The following is a 19,982-nucleotide window of genomic DNA, read 5'->3' on the forward strand; positions in this document are numbered from 1 at the left end:
CGGGGGTTACTTCTTGCCGCCGGCCGGCTTGCCCTGCTTCTTGGAAACCACGGTGGAGGGCTTGGGCGGCGTCCAGTGGGCCTCCTTGAGGAGGACCAGGCCGCCGGTGGGACCGGGCACGGCGCCGTGGACGAAGACGAGGTTTTTCTCCTTGTCCACCTTGAGGACGTCGAGATTCCGGCTCGTGACGCGTTCGACGCCCCAGTGGCCGGCCATGCGCTTTCCGGGGTAGACGCCCTGGGAGATGGAGTGCTGGCGGCCGAGGGAGCCGGGGGCGCGTTCGCGGTCGGACTGGCCGTGGGTGGCCGGCAGTCCGTGGAAGCCCCAGCGCCGGACGACGCCCATGAAGCCGCGGCCCTTGGAGGTGCCGACGACGTCGATTTTCTTCCAGTTCTCGAAGATGGCGGCGGTGATGCGGTCGCCGACCTTGAACGATTCCTTTCCGTCCCAGGGGATTTCGCGGACGATCTCGGGGGCGTCCTTGATTTCCTTGCGGGCGCGGTCGAGCGCCTTGCGGCGCTCTTCGGGCTTTCCGTCGCCCTTGGGCAGGAGGTGCCCGAGGACGGCGCGGGAGAGGTTCTTGGCGCGGCGTTTTCCGAAGCCGATCTGGAGGGCGGCGTAGCCGTCCTTTTCGGGCGTTTTGACCTGCAGGACGGTGCAGGGGCCGGCCTCGATGACGGTGCACGGGAAGCACTGGCCCTTGTCGTTGTAAATCTGGGTCATGCCGAGTTTACGGCCCAGGAGGCGGGTGACCATGGGCGGACCCTCCCGTATGGAGAGAAATCCCGAACGCGGCCGCGAGGCGAAGGGGATGGAGATCGGGAAGGGGAGGGGATGAAGCCCTCCGGCTGGAGAACGGGCGAGACTACCGTCCAGCGCCCGCGATTTGGTGTTCGAATATATGCGGACAAGCCGAACGGCCGATTAGTACCGGTAAGCTGAGAGCCTCACAGCTCGTACACCTCCGGCCTATCAACCTCGTGGTCTTCGAGGGGCCTTCAGGGATACCTCATCTTGGGGGCGGCTTCCCGCTTAGATGCCTTCAGCGGTTATCCGTGCCGTCCATAGCTACGCTGCGATTACCGCTAGCGCGATAGCAGCCACGCCAGAGGGACGTCCACTCTGATCCTCTCGTACTAAGAGCAGCTCCCCTCAAGTATCCTGCGCCCACCACAGATAGGGACCGACCTGGCTCACGCCGGTCTGAACCCAGCTCACGTACCGCTATTGATCGGCGAACAGCCGAACCCTTGGGACCTTCTCCAGCCCCAGGATGCGATGAGCCGACATCGAGGTGCCAAACCGCGTCGTCGATGTGGACTCTTGGACGCGATAAGCCTGTTATCCCCGGAGTACCTTTTGTCCGATGAGCGATGGCCCTTCCATTCGGAACCACCGGATCACTAGGCCCTGCTTTCACATCTGCTCGACTTGATCGGTCTCGCAGTTAAGCACCCATCTGCCCTTGCGCTCCACGCGCGATTGCCAACCGCGCTGAGGGTGCCTTGGGACTCCTCCGTTACTCTTTTGGAGGATTCCGCCCCAGAAAAACTGCCCGCCTGGCACGGTCCCCCGCCCGGCTTCACGGGTCGGGGTTAGGATCCTAACCAGCCAAGAGAGGTATTTCACCGTCGACTCGGGCAGGGCCGGAACCCTGCCTTCAACGTCTCCCTCCTATCCTACGCAAGGCAAGTCAAGACTCAATACCAGGGCTGCAGTAAAGGTTCACGGGGTCTTTCCGTCTTGTGGCGGGTAGGCGGCATCTTCACCGCCGTTTCTATTTCGCCGAGTACCAGTTGGAGACAATGGCCAAGTGATTACGCTATTCATGCGCGTCGGAACTTACCCGACAAGGAACTTCGCTACCTTAGGCAGTCGTGGCGTCCGCCACGGGGGATCCGGATCGCTCCGGAGATCGGACTGTCTCTTGGATCCGTGCGACGCTAAGACGGGATCGACGGATGGAAGAGCGACTTGACCGAACCAGACGTTCCAGCCCGGGGAGGGCGAACCGTTCGTTGCACGGTCCTCCGGCGTACAGTCTCTGAGGATCCCTTCCTGAGGAAGGTTTCCTGCGGATTGTCCGCACCTCGCCCATTGTTACCCTGTCGCCAGGGTAGGGGAGGATTCTCGGGGTTTCCCGCATACAGCCGGATTTCCTGAGGGCCCCCCTCCCGGCCCGCGAAGGCCGCGGAGGCGGTAGCGTGCACCCTTTCGGGTTGACCCTCATAGTTAGGGCCGCCATTCACTGGGGCTTCGGTTAGGAGCTTCGCCCTTGCGGGCTAACTCCACCCCTTAACCTTCCAGCATTGGGCAAGCGTCGGTCTGCATATGTCCTCTTGCTTGAGTTCGCGCAGACCTGTGTTTTTGATAAACAGTTCCCCAGCCCGCTTTGCTGTGACTCCCAGGCGCTTCGGGCGCGAGGCCCTACACCCCCAGGAGCACCCCTTCTTCCGAAGTTACGGGGCTAGTTTGTCTAGTTCCTTCAACTGGTTTCACTCGAGCGCCTTAGGATACGCTCCTCGCCTACGTGTGTCCGTTTTAGTACGGTCACCTCGATTCGTCCCGCCGAGGCTTTTCTCGTGAGCATGGCGTGGGCCGCTTCCCCTTCCTTTCGTCCGGGTCGCCACAATCCTCAGCGTTGACGGGACACCGGATTTGCCTGGCATCCCCGCCTACGATCATGGACGCGCATTTCTACCCGCGCGACGGCTTAGCCTCCTCCACCCCCCCATGCGGTGATAACCTCCTCGAGGTGGCTGGCGAATATTAACGCCATTCCCATCGGGTACGCCTTTCGGCCTCCCCTTAGGGACCGGCTAACCCTGGGCCGATTTACGTTGCCCAGGAACCCTTAGGCTTACGGCGTGCGGGCTTCTCACCCGCATTGGCTCGCTACTCAAGTCCGGATTATCACTTCCAAACGCTCCAGCATGCCTTGCCGGCATACCTTCGCCGCCGTTTGGAACGCTCCCCTACCACGTGCAAGAATCGGCGACCCTTGCACATCCGCAGCTTCGGCACGAGGCTTGAGGCCCGATCATTTTCGGCGCGGCAGTGCTCGACCAGTAAGCTGTTACGCACTTTTTAAATGGTGGCTGCTTCTAAGCCAACATCCTGGCTGTCTTAGCACTCCCACATCCTTTTACACTTAGCCTCGATTTTGGGACCTTAGCTGGCGGTCTGGGCTGTTTCCCTCTCGAAGAGCAAGCTTATCCCCACCCTTCTGACTGCCGGGATAGTCGCCATGGTATTCGGAGTTTGGTTGGGCAGGGTAGTCGGGTAGACCCCCAAAACCCATTCAGTCTCTCTACCCCCACGGCGTAGTGTCCCGACGCTAGCCCCAAAGCTATTTCGGGGAGAACCAGCAATTCGCCAGTTTGACTAGTCTTTTGCTCCTACACGCCGCTCATCTCAGGTGTTTTCATCCACCACGAGTTCGGTCCTCCCCCTGGTGTTACCCAGGGTTCAACCTGGCGGTGCGTAGATCACTGGCATTCGGGTATGCTGAGTAGCACATGACGCCCGTTTCGGACTCGCTTTCGCTCCGCCTCCGGCGCAGAACGCCTTAGGCACGCACTACCCAGTAACTCCCGGACTCATTAAGCAAAAGGCACCACGTCACCCTTGACACGCCGGACGGACACATCGTATCCGCGCGCCGCTCCCGGGCGGCGCCCCGGACGGACCCGAAGGGCCCGTCCGCCCGGCGTGTCAAGGGCTCCGAGTGTTTGTAGGTAGATGGTTTCAGATCTTTTCACTCCCCTCTGGGGGTGTTTTTCACCGTTCGCTCGCGCTACTTAGTTCACTATCGGTCTCCGAGGAGTATTTAGCCTTGGGCGATGGTCCGCCCGGATTCACGCCTGTTTTCCCGTGGCAGGCGTTACTTGGGATGCTCCCAAGGGGAACCGCATCCTTTTCGCCTACGGGGCTGTCACCCTCTGTGGCCGGCCTTTCCAGACCTTTCGGCTAAAAATGCAGTTTGTCAAACCCCCTCCCGCAGAGTGGTAGGGACGGGGCATCCCGCGACCCCGCGCATGCAAACCCCATCTCGGTTGACACATGCGGCGGTTTAGGCTGTTCCGCGTTCGCTCGCCGCTACTGACGGAATCGATGGCTCTTTCTCTTCCTGCGCTTACTGAGATGTTTCACTTCGGCGCGTGTGGCTCCCTGAGTTGCCCCAGGGTACCCGGATTTCCATCCGGGTGGGTTTCCCCATTCGGAAATCCACGGATCGAAGCCTGCTCAGCGGCTCCCCGTGGCATATCGCAGCTCGCAGCGTCCTTCGTCGCCTCTCGGAGCCAAGGCATCCTCCATCTACCCTTAGTAGCTTGTCCGCACATATTGGAACACCAATATGCGCTTCCGAGCCAAATCCTAAGCGCTGGTTTCGCCTTTGTTCTCAGCCTTGGTCGTGAACCGTCTCCGGTTCACGCCAAACCTTCCCGATTGTCACAGAGCCCCGCCCTTTCTGAACCCCCGACCGCTCGCACGGCCTGAGGCCCCGAAAAGGCTGACCCGCCTGGCTCTTACGCCCGGGCGAGCCCAACGCCTTACGGCGAATTTTTCTCGTTTCGAAAGAGCCGCGCTCCGTTTTTGCTCCCGGACGCGGAAAACCCGAGGTGAGTTCTATGCACCTGCGGCAATGGGGAATTATAGGGAGCCCGCTTCGCGTGTCAAGCGAATTCGAAAGAAAAAATCAGCGGCCCGAACGAATCCCCTTCCACGGACGCACCGGCTCCTCCGGACGGCGCGAAAGCTCCGTCAGCTCCCCGCCCTTGAACTCGAACGTGATCTCTCCCACCCACTCCTCGTCCGGACGATGGAAGCCCGGCCGATTGTACGGACCCGTTCCGTCCACCGAGGGAAACCAGCTCGCGTCCACCGGCGCCCGCTCCAGCACCTTCGTGCTTACCGGCGCCGGCACCGTGCCCCGCTCGTCGAACGCCCAAACCCGCCGCACGTACCGCACCGTCGCCCGGAGGATCCCCTTGTCCGGATTCGCCTCCCGCGGCTCGTACATGGGTTTCACCGCCACTCCCTCGAAACGCTTGATCTGCTCCGCCGTGGCCGCCTCCCCCGGCTCCCGCACCTTCCCGCCCTGCACGCACGTGTCGCACGGTGCCTTCCGGAGATCCTCTCCCGGCCGGTGCGCCAGAAACGGCGAATGGCCGCATACCCGGCAGCGATACTCCGCCCAGGGACGCGGCATCAGAAGCTTCGCCCCGCACGTCTGACAGGGAAAGCCGGATACGACGAAGCCCTCCGGATCCCATTCGTAGATGTTCAGGACCGTCCCCGCCGGAGCCCGAAGCGCCGGGTTCGCCAGCGCCGCCTCGCGCTCCATCCGCAGCCGGTCGCGACGCTCCAGGGATTCGCCGTTGAGGTGATCGAAATAGCGCCGCAGGGCCGACTTGAACTGATCTTCCAGCTTCTCCTTCGGCGGCGGCTTGCACCCCCATGCCCCCAGCGCCGCCGCCCCCACAACCCACAGGACCAGCCGCATAGTCGTTCTCCCAAGGCCCCTATTCCGTAGACGCACATCCTACCCCGAATCCTGGAGACCCTCAATAAAATCGTTCGGAGAAAGAAACGGATTCACGGATAAAGCCCGCGGAGCCGGTACGCTTCCGCCACCCGACTGACCGCCACCACGTACGCCGCCCGCCTCATGTCGATCCGCCGGTCCTGATGCACCTTGTAGACGCCTTCGAACGCCCGCTCCATGAGATCCCGCAGCCGGAGATTCACCTCCCGCTCGCTCCAGAAATACTCCTGAAGCGCCTGCACCCACTCGAAGTACGAAACCGTCACCCCGCCCGCGTTGGCCAGGATGTCCGGAATCACGAAAACGCCCCGCTCGAAGAGAATCCGATCCGCCTCGGGCGTCGTCGGACCGTTGGCTCCCTCGCCCACGATCCGCGCCCGAACCCGCCCCGCGTTCCGCGCCGTGATCTGGCCCTCCAGGGCGCACGGCAACAAAATGTCGCACTCGAGCTCGAGAAGCTCCTCGTTGGTGATGTCCTCGCCCCCGCGATAGCCCGTCACCGACCCCGTTTTCCGGTAATGCTCCTGAACCTTCTCAGGATCCAGGCCCCGCTCCGAATACGTGCCCCCCTTCGAGCTCGAAACGGCCAGGATCCGAAAATCCAGCTCGTGCAGAAGCTTGGCGACGTTGTACCCGGCGTTCCCGAAGCCCTGAATGGCCACCCTCAGGCCCGGACGCTGCATCCCCAGGTGCTTGAGCGCATAAAGCACCGTGTACATCAGTCCCCGCGCCGTCGCCGTGCTTCTGCCGAGCGAGCCCCCGATCGGCACCGGCTTGCCGGTCACCACCCCCGGAACCGTGTAGCCCTTGTTCATGCTGTAGGTGTCCATCACCCAGGCCATCACCTGCGGGGTGGTGTTGACGTCCGGCGCGGGAATGTCCCGCTCCGGGCCGATCACCGACAGAATCTCGCTCGTGTACCGGCGGGTCAGCCGCTCCAGCTCGCCTTCCGACATTTTCTTGGGATCGCAGGTGATGCCGCCCTTGGCGCCGCCGTAGGGAAGCCCCATCACCGCGCACTTCCACGTCATCCACATCGCCAGGGCTTTCACCTCGTCCAGGGTCACCTCCGGGTGGTACCGGATCCCGCCTTTCCCGGGCCCCCGCGCCGTCGAGTGCTGCACCCGGTGACCCGTGTAAACCTGGATCGAACCGTCGTCGCGCCGGATGGGCACCGCCACGGTCAGGCAAAGCTTCGGCACCTCGAGCTGCCGATAGATGTTGTCGTCCAGCCGCAGAAGCTCCGCGACATTGCGCAGCTGCGCCTGGGCGATGTCCCAGGGATTGAGCCGCTCTTCCTTGGGGGCGGCCCCCTTTCGGGTTCTGACGGGCATGGATCCTCCCTCCGACGGCGCCGGTGGCCCGCGAAGCTTCTTAAAAAATCGCGGAGCGGCCGTGCTCCCGCGTGCTCAGCCGCAAGGCGTCCTCCACGGGGATGACGAAAACCTTGCCCGCCCCGATCTCCCCGAGGCCGGCCAGGTCGCGGATGGCCCGCAGCACGTCCTCCACTTCGTTCTCATGCACGACGATTTCGACCTTGACGCGCTCCTCGAATTGCGGCACGCCGTCCTTGACCTTGCTGCTTTTGCCGAACCCGCGGACTTCCGATACGCTCATCCCCTCGATCCCCTTGCGGATGAGCATGTCGCGCATCGTGTCGAGCTTCGAGGGCATCAGAAAGCATTCGATCTTGCGGAGCATGGGACCGTCCTCCTCGCCTACCGGGCCCGGGGCAGCCGCAGGCCCAGATACTCCAGAAGCGCCCCCAGACGCAGGGCCAGGCCCCACAGGTGGGCCCGGCTGGCCGGCGCCGGCCGCCGCCCGGGCGGCGGATCCACGACGACCCCCAGGATGTCCCCCCGGCCCGCCAGGCCGCCGATGAAACTCGCGTCCCCCAGATGCACGAACCAGCGACGGGGCCCCATCCCCAGGCGGCCCACGACGCGGTGCACCTCCAGCCAGCCCCGGGCGTCGATGAGGGCTACGTCTCCGGGACGGGGGTCTCCGCTTCGCCGCACCAGCACCCGGCCGCCTTCCCGCAGCGTGGGCTCCATGCAGCGGCCCCGGAGGGTTACGGAAATCCAGCCCGCGGCCGCCAGTTCCCGCCGCGCCTCCGCCGCTTTATCGGCTCGAACCGGAATGCCCGTTTCCGTGACCGTTCCCATGGCCGTTTCCGTTGCCGTTGCGCCGGCCGCGCTTCAAATACATCCAGAAGATGGCCAGCGTGCTGCGCATGATCTTGGGACGGCCGCCGGGAATCGGGGCAGGTCCCCAACGGACGGGCATGGAGACTCTCGGGCTTCCGTTCGAGGGGCCGTCTTGGAAATAAAAGCCGCACTTCCGATCGGGCATGACGATGTCCCGGTCGCGAAGATCCTTCTCGTCCAGGGGAAACAGTCCGCAGACGCCGGGACGGTCGTTGTAGATCAGGCACTTGGGATTTCCGTCGGAGTCGTCGTAGGCGGGGCACTGAAAGAGAATCTTGCAGCAGGCGCCGCACCGGCTGCAGGCCCCTCGCCGGCGCTCCAGCTTTTCCAGGACCCTCCTGCGGCGAAACGCGACGAGAAAGGCGCGGCGGATCTTCCCCCAGCACATCACCGCCGACTGCCGGAGGGTGTACATGATCCGAAAGATTATATCGGCCGCCCCGGCCGCCGCAACCAATTACCTGACCTTGGGAGGGGCAGGCCTCGTTTGGGCGCGAAGTCTTCGGAGTGCGTTTCTCCGCGCCGGGCGACTACAATTCCCGCATGGGGAAGCGCCCTGACATCCGGGTCGGTCCGGCCGGATGGTCGTACGAGGACTGGAAGGGCACGGTCTATCCGGATCCGCCGCCGCCGGGGTTCGATCCCCTGGCCTTTCTGGCGCGCCTTTTCCGTTGCGTCGAGATCAACGTCACCTTCTATCGGCCCGTGTCCGCGCGGACGGCCGACTCCTGGCTGCGCCGCGTCCCGGAAGACTTCCTTTTCACCGCGAAGGCCTGGGAACGGTTCAGCCACGCCCGCGAGGGGTTCACGGACGCGGACGTCCGGCTCTTTCGGGAGGGGCTGGCCCCGCTCTCCGGCGCGGGTCGCCTGGGGGCGGTGCTGCTTCAGTTTCCCTGGTTCTTCCGGCATTCGGAGGCGGCGCGCGAGCGCCTGCGGCGCGCCCTGGACGCGCTGGACTGGGGAACGCCCCGCGTCGTCGAGCTCCGCCACCGTTCGTGGCTGGAAGCGGTCGATTTCCTGCGGGACCTGGGCGTGGGATTCTGCAACATCGACCAGCCCGAGTCCCCTTCGGCGCTGTCGGGCACGCGCCTGGTGACCGGGCCGGTGGGCTACGTGCGCCTGCACGGCCGAAACGCCCGGGCGTGGTTCGACCCCGCCGCCGGGCGCGACCGGAAGTACGACTATCTCTACTCCCTCGAGGAACTTCGCGCGTGGATCGAGGCGATTCCCGCGTTTCCCGCCGAGCGCGTCTTCGTCATCGCCAACAACCATTTCCGCGGAAAGGCCGTCGTCAACGCCCTGCAGCTTCAGGACGCTTTCGGAATGCCGGCGGATCCGCCCGAGCCTCTGCGCCGGACGTATCCGGACTTCCTGCGCGGAAAGGAGTGACGAAACGGAAGAAATCGCGTAGATGTTCTGGGAAGAAAGCCCAACAAGGAGGACTCGATGAAACGCTTTTTTGCGCTTACGCTTCTGGCCGGAAGCGCCGCCTTGGCCGGCTGCGTCGTTCATGCGCACCCGCGGCATCCCCACGGAACGGTCGTGGTCGTTCCCGCGGGTCACGTGCACGACGTCCACTGCGGCCATTACTTTTACCGGGGCCGGTGGTACGTCGTCGAGCGCCATTCCCATGGCCCGGGCTGCGGGCACATCTTCAAAGGAGGCATCTGGATCATCGAGGATTGAGAAGCCCGTATTTTCCTTGATTTCCCCTCGAGGGGTCACTAGACTACCGACCCCATGGCGGACCCCAAAGAGAGCCTGAAGAAGAAGATCGCCGAGCTGAAGGGTCAGCTCGCCCAGCACAAGGCGGCGGGGAAGGACCTCAAGAAGGATCCGACCTGCCGCCAGCTCCGCAAGACGCTCAAGCGCACTCAGCGCCGCCTGGCGCTCCTGACTCCGCTGACCTTCGAGCAGAAGGTGGCCCAGGTGGCCAAGTTCACCGAGGTGATCAACAAGCGGCTGGGGGAGCTCACGCAGGGCGCCAAGAAGGTCCAGGGGAATCCGTACGTCCATTCGCTGCGCAAGAAGCTCAAGTCCCTGAACAAGCGCAAGAAGAAGCTCGACCGGATCGCCAAGAAGCAATCCCAGCAGGCCGCGCCCGCATCGCCTCCCGCGCCGCCGGCGGAACCCGAGAAGAAATAGCGGCGCCGCGCCCCCGGCGCGCGGCCGGGGAGACCCGGGTGAAAGAGTACGTTCTCAAGACCCCCGCCGGCCAGGGATCCCGCATCGACTACGCCCGGGAACTCAATGAGCAGCAGCGCGAGGTTGTCCTCGCCGGGGACGGTCCGATCCTCGTCATCGCCGGGGCCGGAAGCGGAAAGACGCGGACCCTGACCTACCGGGTGGCCCGGCTCCTGGAGTCCGGGGTGCCTCCTTCGCAGATTCTGCTCCTCACGTTCACCAACAAGGCGGCCCGCGAGATGCTCCGCCGCGTGGAAACGCTCGTGTCGCCCCTGGAGCGCCGCGTGGTGGGCGGAACCTTTCACCACGTGGGCCACCTCGTCCTGCGGCGCGCGGCCCCGCTGGTGGGCTACGCCTCCAACTTCACGATCCTCGACCGGGAGGACGCCCGCGATCTTCTGGACGATCTGGCCGGCCAGGTCCGCGCGGTGGACGAGTACCGGCGGTTTCCGAAAGGGGATGTTCTGCTCGAAATCCTGAGCTATGCCCGCAACGCCTCGCTTCCCGTGGAGCGCGTGATCGCCGAGAAGCACCCCGCCTTCGCCGAGATCCAGGATCTCATCGTGCAGACCTGCAAACGCTACGCCGCCCGCAAGCGGGAGCTCAACCTCATGGACTTCGACGATCTGCTGGCCTTCTGGCACGAGGCGATCTGTCGGAGCGAGGAAGAGCTGGAGCTGGAACGGCGCCAGTGGCGCTACATCCTCGTGGACGAGTACCAGGACACGAACCTTCTTCAGTCGGAAATCGTGGAGCGGATCGCGGGAGAGGCGGGGAATCTCATGGTCGTCGGGGACGACTCCCAGTCGATCTACTCCTTCCGCGGCGCGCGGTTCGAGAACATCCTCGAGTTCCCCAAGCGCCACCCGTCGGCGCGCGTTTTCAAGCTCGAGGTGAACTACCGCTCGACGCCGGAGATCCTGGCTCTGGCCAATTCGTCGATCCGCCACAACCGCCGGCAGTTCGAAAAGACCCTCCGGGCCGTGCGGCCGTCCGGGGTCCTTCCGGAGGTCGTCGCGGCCGGGGACGCCGGCGAGCAGGCGCGCTTCGTGGCCCAGCAGGTCCTCGCGCTCCACGACGAGGGGCTCGAACTGCGGGAGATCGCGGTGCTCTACCGCGCCCATTACCAGTCCATGGAGCTCCAGATGGAGCTGACGCGGCTGCGGATTCCGTTCGTCGTCCGCAGCGGCCTTCGGTTTTTCGAGCAGGCGCACGTCAAGGACGTGGCGGCGTACCTCAAGATCGTGGCCAATCCCAGGGACGAACTGGCCTGGAAGCGGGTGCTCAAGCATGTGCCCAAGGTCGGCAAGGCCACGGCGGAGAAGGTCTGGCGGCTGCTGGAGCAAGACGCGGAGGCGGAGATTCCGGAGCGTCTCCCCAAGGCCGCCCGAAGGGGGTGGGAGAGTCTGCGGGGATTGCTCGAGCGCCTGCGCGGCCTGCGGAAGGCGCCCGCCGAGATGATCCGGGCGGTGCTCGAGGGGGGCTACGAGGCGTATCTGGAATCCGCGTACGCCAACGCGGCGGCGCGGATGGACGATCTGCGCCGCCTGGCGGACTTCGCGCTGCGCTACGCGGACGTCGAAGGGTTCCTGGCGGAGCTGGCCTTAAGCTCGGGGGTGGCGGGTCAGGACGCGCTGGATGTCGAGGACGCCGCCGACGCGGTGGTGCTGTCCACCGTGCATCAGGCCAAGGGGCTGGAGTGGCGGGCGGTCTTCGTTCTCTGGGCGGCCGACGGCAAGTTCCCGGACGCGCGGGCGCTCAAGGAGGGCGGGGAAGAGGAGGAGCGCCGCCTTTTCTACGTGGCGGCCACCCGCGCGAAGGACCGTCTCGCGTTCGTCTATCCCGTCCTGGCCGACGAACGCTTCATGATGGGCGTGGTCCAGCGGCCCAGCCGCTTTCTCAAGGAGCTCGATCCCGGGACGTACGAGAAGGCCACGGTCACGAGCACGCCGTTCTAGCCGCCGCTCTCGAGCCGCTTGCGGATCTCGTCGAAGTCGAGCTTTCCCGGATGCTGCGCGCAGAGCCGGAGGGCTTCGGCCTTGGCCTTGGGGGTGCCGATCCGTTCGAGGAAGCGGACCTCCTGCCAGGCCAGGTGCAGGCGCGCGCGGTCGGTCCGGGCGTAGCGTTCCGCGAGAACGAGTTCCGCGTAGCCGCGTTCCCCTCCGAGCGCGTGGGCGCGCAGGAGCGCCAATCCCACGCGATCGCCGTCATAGGACACCTCCGGCGAATAGCCCGTCGGGAGCGTCGCGGCCAGAGCGGCGGCTTCGGCGTGGCGGTCGAGCTCCAGAAGAGCGCGGATCCGGAGGGATGTCGCCTCGACGCGGGCGCGGAGGGGCAAATCCGGATCGGCGAGGGCTTCGGCGAGGTGTTGCTCGGCGGCGGCGAAATCCTCGCGGGCGGCGGGCGGGTCGTGGGGGAAATGCGAGACGGCGTCGAAGTAGGCGGCGCGGCCGCGCCGGAGAGGGGAGGCGCAGGCGGCGAGGGCCGCAAGCAGGGGGATCCAGGCCAGGCGGCGCATGTCGACCTCCGTGGATTCAGGGTTCGAGCCGCTCGAGCGATCCGTCGGCGATGGCCGTCCGGATGCGCTGCATGAGGCGGCCGTAGTAGGTCACGTTGTGAAGCGAGAGGAGTTTGGGACCGAGCATCTCTTCGACCATGAAGCAGTGCCGGAGGTACGCCCGGGAGTAGCGGCGGCAGCAGGGGGCGGGACAGTCGGGGTCGAGGGGGGCGTCTTCCTCGGCGTGGCGGGCGTTGCGGATGCGGACGGTTCCGCCGGGGACGAAGGCCACGCCGTTTCGGCCCATGCGGGTGGGAAGGATGCAGTCGAAGAGGTCCACGCCGGCGCGGACGGCGGCCAGGATGTCGGCGGGCATGCCGACCCCCATGAGGTAGCGCGGTCGGTCTTCAGGGAGGAGCTCCGCGGTGAAGGCGACCAGTTCGTACATCTGCGGGGCGGGCTCGCCCATGGAGAAACCTCCGAGGGCGAAGCCGGGCGGGTCGGAGGCGGCGATCGTCTCGGCCGACTCGCGGCGGAGTTCGGGGACGACGCTTCCCTGAACGATTCCGAAAAGGGCGGCGCCGTTTCGAGGGCGCGGGCTGCGGCGCCACCAGGCGTGGGTGCGGTCCAGGGCGCGGCGGGCGGCGGCGGGGTCGGGCGGGTAAGGGATGGGTTCGTCCAGGGGCATGAGGATGTCGCTTCCGAGGAGCTCCTGGATTTCCACGACGCGCTCGGGGGTGAAGTGAACGGCGGCCCCGTCGAGGTGGGACTGGAAGGTGACGCCGTCGTCGGTGACGCGGCGCCGCTCCGCGAGGCTGAAGACCTGGTAGCCGCCGCTGTCGGTGAGGATCGGGCCGTCCCAGGACATGAAGCGGTGCAGGCCTCCGAGGCGGGCGACGCGTTCGGGCCCGGGGCGCAGCGCCAGGTGATACGTGTTCGAGAGGACGATTTCGATTCCCGCGGCGCGAAGTTCGGCGGGCTCGAGCCCCTTGACGGCGCCTTTGGTGCCGCAGGGCATGAAGGCCGGCGTGGCCGCGGCGCCGTGAGGCGTTTCGAGCCGTCCCCTGCGGGCGCGTCCGCAGCGGCCGAGGACGGTGAATCTCATGCCTGGTCGGAGATCACCTGGACGATGATCTCCCGCTCCCGGGGGCGGGTGTCGAAGTCCACGAGCACGATCTGCTGCCAGGTTCCGAGAAGGAGGCGTCCGTCGGAGAAGGGAATCGAAACCGAAGGGCCCAGCAGGGCCGCGCGGACGTGAGCGCTGCCGTTGTCGTCTCCCGTGGCGTGGTGGTGATAGGCGTCCCGCTCGGGGGCGATTTTCTCGAAGAGATCCTTGAGGTCCTGGACGAGGCCGGGCTCGTATTCGACGGTGGTGATCCCGGCGGTGGAACCCGAGACGAAGACGGTGGCGACGCCGCGTCCGCGGACGGTTTCGGCGACCCGGGGGGTGATGTCGAGGACGTCGGTATGGCCCCGGGTGCGCACCCGGAACGTGTGCGTCCGGATCATGTCCGGATTCTAGGAATCCCGGCGGCGAAAAGCAAAGGCCGGTCGGCCGGGCGCGTCAGAAATCGAAGCCCATGCCCAGGGTGACGAGAAACATCCAGTCTTCGCCGTCGAAGACGACTTGGGGCGTGAGGGTCATCGAGACGGAGCGGGTGAACCGGATCCAATGCCAGCCGAAGGAAAGGCCTCCCAGCACGCCGAAGCCGTTTTCGAGGCCGTTGACGTCGTTGAAATAGGAGTAGAGGAATCCCACCTGAGGTCGCAGGAAGACGAATTCGCTGTGGACCACCTCGTAGTCCACGCCGCCCCCGAAAAGAAAGAAGTTGCCTTCCTTGTCGGGTTGGTAGAAGGGGAGATCGCGTTCCACGCGGGAGACGACGCCTTCAGCCCACAGTCCGAGATGATCATCAAGAATCGAAGTGGGAAGTCGAAGGAGCAGGCCCGCGGCGTAGGTCGGATCCGCGTCGAAGGCGGAGCTGAACGCGATGGCGCCGAGGAAGGGATGGAACTCCGTATGCTCGAGATTCAGCAGCGGGCGGCTCCGAAGCGACATTCCACGGGGAAGGGGATCGTCGTAGTGCAGCCGGGGCGGCTCCTGGTCCTGTTGGGAGGGGGTCGGCTCTGAAGTCTCCTCGGCGGCGCTTTCGAAGGGCCAGGCGGCCGATGGCGTCGAGAGAAAGAGGATTGCGCCGACGCTCGCGATCCATCCGACCGTGGATCTCATGAGAGGCCCCCCCGGTTCGTCCCCGTTGCCCGCTCCTCTCGAGTCGATTAATACCTCATTCGCGCCGGAGGAGCAAAATTTTTTCGGGGCAGAGGGCGTGTGGGACCCGGGTCAGGGGGCGACCTTGCGGTATTGGATAGGGACGCGGAGGGCAAGCGCGTGGTATCTAGGGGACCGTTGCATGCTGGATGTGCTGTCGAGCTTGCGAATGGAGGGCGGGAGGTCATAATAGACGAAAGGGAGAATTGAGCTTGGTGCGGGTGATGAACGGGGGAGGCATGGGCATGTTCCGTCCGTGGGTAAGGGCGTCTCGACGGGGACTCGGATGGCTGCTTCTGACGGCTCTTGTGGGGCTGAGCTCGGGAGCGGCGCCGGCCCTGCAGGCGGTGCCGAACGGTCTGCTGGGGGAACGGTTTTCGGCGCAGGGATGGACCGGAACGGTTACGCGCCGCATCGATGCCACCGTCAACTTCACCTCTTTCGCGGCGGCGGACTTTTCCGACAACAGCGCAGATGACCTGTCCGTTCGCTGGGTGGGATGCGTCCGGGCTCCCGGAACCGGTACGACCCCTGTGAACGTGACGTTTTATTGCCGTTCCGACGACGGCTGCCGCGTGTGGGTCGACGGGGTGCCGGTCGTGGATCAATGGAGATATCAGGGAATTCCCGGAGCCCCGGGGCCTTCCGGCACGATCGCGCTGATGCCCGGGCAGCTGTATTCGATCGTCGTCGAAATGTTCGAGGGGGGCGGCGGCGAGGGATGCATTCTTGAATGGTCCTATCCCGGTCAGGCCCAGCAAGTCATCCCCACCGGCAGTCTGTTCGCGCAGGTGGCGCCGCCCCAATTCAGCGTCGCGGCGGGCACGCTTTCCAACTGCGCCGCCCTGAGCATCCGTTGCCCCACGCCGGGGGCGACGGTGCAGGTTTCCATCAACGGAGGCGTCGCCACTCCGTACACGGGGCCCATCGTGATCGGTTCCGGCACGACGACCGTGACGGCGACGGCCTCCCGGACGACGCCGGGGGCGACTCTGTCGAACAGCACCACCAGCGCGACCTTCACGGTCAACGACACGACCCCTCCCGCGATCGCCATGGTCCAGAGTTATGGGGAAAATAAAGTGCGGCTCGTCTTTTCCGAGCCCGTTACGCAGGCTTCCGCCGAGAACACCGCGAATTACACCTTTACGCCGGCGGCCACGGTCACGGGAGCGGCACTTCAATACGATCAGCAAACCGTCATCCTGACGGTGACGGGCCTCACGGCGGGCACCGATTACATCCTGCGGGTCAATAACGTCCAGGATCGCGCCGGTCCGGCGAATGCGATTCCCGGTCCTCCGGGCGGATCGGTGACCTACAGCGGCGCCTACAAGGTCTTCACCCACCGCCCTTGGCGGGAGACGAATCTCGTCGATTGGTACCGGTTTGATGAGCGGGTTGGGATCACCGCCGCGGATTCCTCGGGAAGCGCCACGGGGGGGAACAATGGAACCCTGCCCCCGCAGGATCTGGTGGGCGGGAACACGGGACCTTATTGGATCGAGGAAGGGAAGTTTCTGGGCGCTCTCTTCTTCGACGGGGAGAACGACTTCGTGACGATCAGCGACGTCGCCCCCGTCGTGGGCGGCGGTCCGGCGAGCGTGGCCTTCTGGGTGCGGACGGGCATGAGGACCGGCGGAACGAACGCGAATCTCTATCAAGCCCCCGCCGTATTGGGCGTCGAAGTGGGTGGCGCCAACGACATTCGTTACGGAGCGTTCAACCAGAGCGGCCAGATTCTCGCCCAGGCGGGAGATTCGAACCCGATCGTGGCCGGAACCAACGTGGTCAACTGGCAGTGGCATCATGTCGTTTTCACGCGGGACCCGACCACGGGTCAGTTCCGCGCCTACATCAATGGGGATCGGGAGGTTCCGGCCGCCGTGACGGGGGATGCCGGAGCCAAGACGGGCGCGCTTACCCGGATGGCGTGGCCTAACGGAACCCCCTTCTGGTCGGCGTGCGCCGCCGCCCTCGATGAACTGAGGATCTATAATGCCATCCTCACCCAGGCCGAGGCCGTCAGCCTGGCCAACACGATCCCGCGCGTTCTGGCGTCGGGACCGACGCAACCGGTGGACGTCGGTGCGACGGCGACGCTGTCGGCGTCGCTCAGCCCGGCGCAGGACGACGGGATTCCCAACGGCTCCACCATCACCTGGCAGTGGACTCAGGTGGACGGGCCCGCCGGCGGCGCCGTCATCGCGACCCCGAACGCGGCGTCCACCAACGTGACGTTCAACCAGGGCGGGACGTACGTTTTCCGGGCGGTGGCCACGGACAGCCACCTCAAAACCAGCGACGACGTGCGGGTTACGGTCCCCTTTATCCGGGTGACGCCCGCGTCAGTGACCACGACGGAGGGTGGAGCGGACGCGTCCTTCCAGATCGTGCTGACCACTCAGCCGACGTCCACGGTCACGATCAGCGTGAGCAACACGGACACGACGGAAGGGCAGATCCTCGATTCGGGGGGCAATCCCCTCACGCAGGTCCAGTTCACAACGTCCAACTGGAACACGCCGCAAACTGTCGTGGTTCGTCCGGTGGACGATTTCATTCGGGACGGCAACATCACCTACACGGTAACCGTCGGGCCGGTCACCAGCAGCGATACACGCTTCAGCGGGGAGAATCCGCCGGACGTGACGGTGACCAACAACGACAACGACACGCCGGGGATTGCGGTGACTCCCCTGAGCATCGTCACGACGGAGGCCGGGGGCACCGCTTCCTTCTCCGTGGTTCTCACGTCCCAGCCGCAGGGAGGCAATGTCGATATTCCCGTATCCAGCAGCAATGTGGGAGAGGGCACCGTGTCGACGGCGACCCTGACCTTCACGGGCACAAACTGGAACAGCCCCCAGACGGTGACGGTCACCGGAGTGGACGATACCGCCCTCGACTTCACGCAAGCCTACACAGTGGTTCTGGGACCGGCGACCAGTGCGGATCCGGACTACAACGGCATGGATCCTTCCGATGTGGCGGCCGCGAACCTGGATAACGAAACGATTCCCGATCCGGATCAGGCCTGGGGCAACTGCGGGGCGACCGGGGCCGAAGGGCTCCTGGCGTTCCTGGTCGTGGCCTTCTGGCGGCGGCGCGCGCGGAAGAGACCGTAAGGAGTCCCTCCGTCAGCGGTCCAGGTCCGGAGCGTGAGGTTCCGGCGGAGTGGGGACGGGTTTCGGATCGGACGGGGGCGGCGTCTCGGGGCTCGGGTTGACGGGCTCGGGCGTGGCCGGTCCCGGTCGGGACGGCGTCGGGTGAATCGGCCCGGGCCCCTTCTCGGGCGGTGTGGGCGGGAAAGGAATGCGCTCCCGCCCGTCCTTCGTCCGCAGCCTGCGGGTTTTCTCCATCGCTTTCTATTGAGCCCCCGGGACGTCGCCGCGTGATCGGGGTCCTGTTCGACGCTTCTTTCGCCGGAGGGATCGCCGGGAGGTCAGCAGCGGAAGGTCCCGCTCCGGAACCCCGCGCGCCTTCGCCCGCGCGAGAGCGGACCGGATCTCCTTGCGGGCCTGCCGGCCGAGGGCGCGCGCGCCGGGGGGAGCCGCCGGCCGGGAGCGAGGCGAACCGCCGGGGGCCGAAGGAGCCGGCAGGTTCGGCCAAAGTTCCCGCAGGGGCTCCGGAAGGTGGGCGCGGACGTCCTCGAGCTCTCCCGGCGCCACATGGGCGGAGAGGACCCGGAAGACGGCGCGCGCGACGGCCTCCGGGTCCGCGCCGGGCACGTCGCGGAGACGGTCCGCCACGCGGCGCAGGAAGTCCTCCTTGCGGCGCTCGCGGGTGTAGGGCTCGCCGGGAGCCCAGCCCTCGAAGGCGAACCCGCGAAGCAGGATGGGAAGCTGCGCGGCCAGGTGAAACGTTTCCTCCCGCAGGAGTCGCTCCCGCAGCGCCTGAAGCGTCGCCGCGAGCGCTCGGAACGCGTGGAGCGGATTCTCCCATCGGAGCTCGCGGGCCGTTTCCTTGACCCAGAGAAGCGTCTTCTGGAGCGTGCGATCCAGGACGTCCACGTGCTCCGCGGCGGCCGGGGAAGGAGACTCCCGGCGTCCCGGACGCCGCCCGGCGGCCAGGGCCGGAAGCTCCTCTTCGGGCACGCCCCGGCGGCGGGCTTCCTCCAGAACGGCGCGGATGTCGCGCTCCGCCTCTTCGAGAGCGGCCCGACGCTCCTCGGCCCGGGGCTCGGGGGCGGTCGACTCCCGAAGCGTTTCGGGAAGAAGGGCGGCCGCGTCGGGGACGCGGCGGATCAGCGTTTCGAGAACGGCGCGCGCGGCGCGCTCAGGAACAAGCTCGGGGACCTCCAGGAGCTCCTCCGCAATGCGGGCCAGGAATCGATCCCGCGTGGGCTCTCCGGGCGCGGAGCCGGTGTGCGGCGTCCACCCCTCGAGGGCGGCCCCGCGCACGGCCGCCGGCAGCGCGGTCAGGAAGCGCATCGCCTTCTCGTAGGGCAGCGCATCCCGCACCGCGTGAAGGACCGCGCGGAGGACCGCATAGGCCCGGTGGGGCGCATCCAGCCCGAGATCGCGTCGAAGTTCGGCCACCCAGGCATGGGCTTCTTCGACCGCCCGGCGAAGGGGTTCGACGTCGGAAAGCCGCATGAGGGATTCCCAAAGTCCGATCCGGGGCGCGAGGGCGCGTTATGGCCGATCCCGGATAACGCGCGGCTCGCGTGAGGCGTCGGGAGGACAGGAGCCTTCAAGGAGGAGTCATGGCCCGACCGAGGAAGAAGCGCCGGGGGACGACATCCCGCGCCAAGACGAAGCACGCCCGCGTGGGGAAGAGGACGAAGGAGGAAGTCGCTGGCGAAGCGCGCGGCCGGATGGAGCGGGGCTACGCCCCGACGACCGCCGCGGGCGAATTCGTGCACGAGGAAATCCATCACGTTCGGGAAGGCAAGCACGGCGCGGCGAGCCCCAAGCAGGCGATCGCGATCGGACTCTCCAAGGCCCGGCGGGCGGGCGTTCCCCTTCCGCCGCGCGGCCGGCGGAAGTGAACGGATCGGCGGGTGGTTGCATCCGCCCCGTGGCCGCGCTAAGATGAGCGCCCCGATGTGCCGGGGTAGCTCAATGGTCAGAGCGGCGGTTTCATAAGCCGTAGGTTGCCGGTTCGAGTCCGGCCTCCGGCACCACTTCTCTACACTTCGACAAGATCACCCGGACGGCGGCGCGGGGATCGCGGAACGCAGGTTCGTCGGGCAAAGGCGCTTCGGCTATCGGCCGCTTCCGGATCCGAACCACTGGTCCCGGATGCGCTTCTCCCGCAGCGCCTTGTACTGGG

Annotated in this window: 17 protein-coding genes, 1 tRNA gene, 1 rRNA gene and 1 pseudogene; 7 read left to right on the forward strand and 13 right to left on the reverse strand. The window is 66.0% G+C overall.

Annotation, left to right across the window (positions count from 1 at the left end):
* Positions 1 to 6 precede the first annotated feature (6 nt).
* From rplC to VNO22_14200, 7 genes are all read right to left on the reverse strand, one after another.
* Positions 7 to 756, reverse strand: a complete 750-nt coding sequence (gene rplC / locus VNO22_14170; protein ID HXG62514.1) for a 50S ribosomal protein L3 — start codon at positions 754 to 756, stop codon at positions 7 to 9.
* A 147-nt stretch (positions 757 to 903) separates the two neighbouring features.
* A 23S ribosomal RNA gene (locus VNO22_14175) occupies positions 904 to 4,337 on the reverse strand.
* A 362-nt stretch (positions 4,338 to 4,699) separates the two neighbouring features.
* Entirely contained in the window at positions 4,700 to 5,506 is an 807-nt protein-coding gene (locus tag VNO22_14180) for a hypothetical protein (protein ID HXG62515.1), read from the reverse strand.
* A gap of 92 nt (positions 5,507 to 5,598) precedes the next feature.
* The gene (locus VNO22_14185; protein ID HXG62516.1) at positions 5,599 to 6,882 is read right to left on the reverse strand and encodes a Glu/Leu/Phe/Val dehydrogenase; all 1,284 of its coding nucleotides are present in this window, start codon (positions 6,880 to 6,882) and stop codon (positions 5,599 to 5,601) included.
* A gap of 40 nt (positions 6,883 to 6,922) precedes the next feature.
* Complete coding sequence (locus tag VNO22_14190; protein ID HXG62517.1) at positions 6,923 to 7,249, reverse strand: P-II family nitrogen regulator; 327 nt, start codon at positions 7,247 to 7,249, stop codon at positions 6,923 to 6,925.
* 17 nt (positions 7,250 to 7,266) lie between these two features.
* Positions 7,267 to 7,713: a S24/S26 family peptidase gene (locus VNO22_14195; GenBank protein ID HXG62518.1), complete on the reverse strand. Its 447-nt coding sequence runs from the start codon at positions 7,711 to 7,713 to the stop codon at positions 7,267 to 7,269.
* On the reverse strand, positions 7,670 to 8,170 hold the full coding sequence (locus tag VNO22_14200) for a hypothetical protein (protein HXG62519.1): 501 nt from the start codon (positions 8,168 to 8,170) through the stop codon (positions 7,670 to 7,672). Before VNO22_14200 ends, VNO22_14195 begins: the two co-directional genes overlap by 44 nt.
* 128 nt (positions 8,171 to 8,298) lie before the next feature.
* Between VNO22_14200 and VNO22_14205 the strand changes: the two genes are divergently transcribed.
* The 4 genes from VNO22_14205 to VNO22_14220 are packed head-to-tail and all read left to right on the forward strand — an operon-like array spanning position 8,299 to position 11,897.
* The gene (locus VNO22_14205; GenBank protein ID HXG62520.1) at positions 8,299 to 9,144 is read left to right on the forward strand and encodes a DUF72 domain-containing protein; all 846 of its coding nucleotides are present in this window, start codon (positions 8,299 to 8,301) and stop codon (positions 9,142 to 9,144) included.
* Positions 9,145 to 9,201: 57 nt separating this feature from the next.
* The gene (locus VNO22_14210) at positions 9,202 to 9,441 is read left to right on the forward strand and encodes a hypothetical protein (GenBank protein ID HXG62521.1); all 240 of its coding nucleotides are present in this window, start codon (positions 9,202 to 9,204) and stop codon (positions 9,439 to 9,441) included.
* A 54-nt stretch (positions 9,442 to 9,495) separates the two neighbouring features.
* A complete protein-coding gene (locus VNO22_14215; protein ID HXG62522.1) occupies positions 9,496 to 9,900 on the forward strand; it encodes a hypothetical protein in 405 nt (134 codons plus the stop codon).
* 38 nt (positions 9,901 to 9,938) lie between these two features.
* On the forward strand, positions 9,939 to 11,897 hold the full coding sequence (locus tag VNO22_14220; GenBank protein ID HXG62523.1) for an ATP-dependent helicase: 1,959 nt from the start codon (positions 9,939 to 9,941) through the stop codon (positions 11,895 to 11,897).
* On the opposite strand, the gene VNO22_14225 is transcribed toward VNO22_14220, so the two are convergent.
* Genes VNO22_14225 through VNO22_14240 form a run of 4 tightly spaced genes read right to left on the reverse strand, consistent with a single transcriptional unit; the run spans position 11,894 to position 14,666 of the window.
* Positions 11,894 to 12,457, reverse strand: coding sequence for a hypothetical protein (locus VNO22_14225; GenBank protein HXG62524.1), 564 nt, complete (start codon positions 12,455 to 12,457; stop codon positions 11,894 to 11,896). The two genes, VNO22_14220 and VNO22_14225, sit on opposite strands and share 4 nt — an antisense overlap.
* Before the next feature lie 16 nt (positions 12,458 to 12,473).
* Positions 12,474 to 13,541 (reverse strand): tRNA guanosine(34) transglycosylase Tgt, encoded by a 1,068-nt coding sequence (gene tgt / locus VNO22_14230; protein HXG62525.1) that lies wholly within the window; start codon positions 13,539 to 13,541, stop codon positions 12,474 to 12,476.
* Positions 13,538 to 13,945: a secondary thiamine-phosphate synthase enzyme YjbQ gene (locus VNO22_14235; protein HXG62526.1), complete on the reverse strand. Its 408-nt coding sequence runs from the start codon at positions 13,943 to 13,945 to the stop codon at positions 13,538 to 13,540. Before VNO22_14235 ends, tgt begins: the two co-directional genes overlap by 4 nt.
* 55 nt (positions 13,946 to 14,000) lie before the next feature.
* Positions 14,001 to 14,666 (reverse strand): hypothetical protein, encoded by a 666-nt coding sequence (locus VNO22_14240; protein HXG62527.1) that lies wholly within the window; start codon positions 14,664 to 14,666, stop codon positions 14,001 to 14,003.
* Positions 14,667 to 14,929: 263 nt separating this feature from the next.
* Here VNO22_14240 and VNO22_14245 point away from each other — a divergent pair, with 263 nt between their 5' ends.
* The gene (locus VNO22_14245; protein HXG62528.1) at positions 14,930 to 17,833 is read left to right on the forward strand and encodes a PA14 domain-containing protein; all 2,904 of its coding nucleotides are present in this window, start codon (positions 14,930 to 14,932) and stop codon (positions 17,831 to 17,833) included.
* Positions 17,834 to 17,845: 12 nt separating this feature from the next.
* On the opposite strand, the gene VNO22_14250 is transcribed toward VNO22_14245, so the two are convergent.
* Together VNO22_14250 and VNO22_14255 are read right to left on the reverse strand one after the other, a co-directional pair.
* Entirely contained in the window at positions 17,846 to 18,067 is a 222-nt protein-coding gene (locus VNO22_14250; GenBank protein HXG62529.1) for a hypothetical protein, read from the reverse strand.
* A 6-nt stretch (positions 18,068 to 18,073) separates the two neighbouring features.
* A complete protein-coding gene (locus tag VNO22_14255; GenBank protein ID HXG62530.1) occupies positions 18,074 to 19,303 on the reverse strand; it encodes a DUF2267 domain-containing protein in 1,230 nt (409 codons plus the stop codon).
* A gap of 221 nt (positions 19,304 to 19,524) precedes the next feature.
* Here VNO22_14255 and VNO22_14260 point away from each other — a divergent pair.
* Positions 19,525 to 19,680 (forward strand): annotated as a pseudogene (locus VNO22_14260) (DUF6496 domain-containing protein).
* Between the two features lie 77 nt (positions 19,681 to 19,757).
* Positions 19,758 to 19,833, forward strand: a tRNA-Met gene (locus tag VNO22_14265).
* Positions 19,834 to 19,982: the final 149 nt, after the last annotated feature.

It is taken from the genome of Planctomycetota bacterium, from assembly GCA_035574235.1.
Classification (GTDB): Bacteria; Planctomycetota; MHYJ01; order MHYJ01; family JACPRB01; genus DATLZA01.

Excerpts from the sequence above, each read along its gene's own strand:
- rplC (HXG62514.1), bottom strand. The coding sequence starts at position 756 with ATGGTCACCCGCCTCCTGGGCCGTAAACTCGGCATGACCCAGATTTAC.
- VNO22_14180 (HXG62515.1), bottom strand. The coding sequence starts at position 5,506 with ATGCGGCTGGTCCTGTGGGTTGTGGGGGCGGCGGCGCTGGGGGCATGG.
- VNO22_14185 (HXG62516.1), bottom strand. The coding sequence starts at position 6,882 with ATGCCCGTCAGAACCCGAAAGGGGGCCGCCCCCAAGGAAGAGCGGCTC.
- VNO22_14190 (HXG62517.1), bottom strand. The coding sequence starts at position 7,249 with ATGCTCCGCAAGATCGAATGCTTTCTGATGCCCTCGAAGCTCGACACG.
- VNO22_14195 (HXG62518.1), bottom strand. The coding sequence starts at position 7,713 with ATGGGAACGGTCACGGAAACGGGCATTCCGGTTCGAGCCGATAAAGCG.
- VNO22_14200 (HXG62519.1), bottom strand. The coding sequence starts at position 8,170 with ATGTACACCCTCCGGCAGTCGGCGGTGATGTGCTGGGGGAAGATCCGC.
- VNO22_14205 (HXG62520.1), top strand. The coding sequence starts at position 8,299 with ATGGGGAAGCGCCCTGACATCCGGGTCGGTCCGGCCGGATGGTCGTAC.
- VNO22_14210 (HXG62521.1), top strand. The coding sequence starts at position 9,202 with ATGAAACGCTTTTTTGCGCTTACGCTTCTGGCCGGAAGCGCCGCCTTG.
- VNO22_14215 (HXG62522.1), top strand. The coding sequence starts at position 9,496 with ATGGCGGACCCCAAAGAGAGCCTGAAGAAGAAGATCGCCGAGCTGAAG.
- VNO22_14225 (HXG62524.1), bottom strand. The coding sequence starts at position 12,457 with ATGCGCCGCCTGGCCTGGATCCCCCTGCTTGCGGCCCTCGCCGCCTGC.
- tgt (HXG62525.1), bottom strand. The coding sequence starts at position 13,541 with ATGAGATTCACCGTCCTCGGCCGCTGCGGACGCGCCCGCAGGGGACGG.
- VNO22_14235 (HXG62526.1), bottom strand. The coding sequence starts at position 13,945 with ATGATCCGGACGCACACGTTCCGGGTGCGCACCCGGGGCCATACCGAC.
- VNO22_14240 (HXG62527.1), bottom strand. The coding sequence starts at position 14,666 with ATGAGATCCACGGTCGGATGGATCGCGAGCGTCGGCGCAATCCTCTTT.
- VNO22_14245 (HXG62528.1), top strand. The coding sequence starts at position 14,930 with ATGAACGGGGGAGGCATGGGCATGTTCCGTCCGTGGGTAAGGGCGTCT.
- VNO22_14250 (HXG62529.1), bottom strand. The coding sequence starts at position 18,067 with ATGGAGAAAACCCGCAGGCTGCGGACGAAGGACGGGCGGGAGCGCATT.
- VNO22_14255 (HXG62530.1), bottom strand. The coding sequence starts at position 19,303 with ATGCGGCTTTCCGACGTCGAACCCCTTCGCCGGGCGGTCGAAGAAGCC.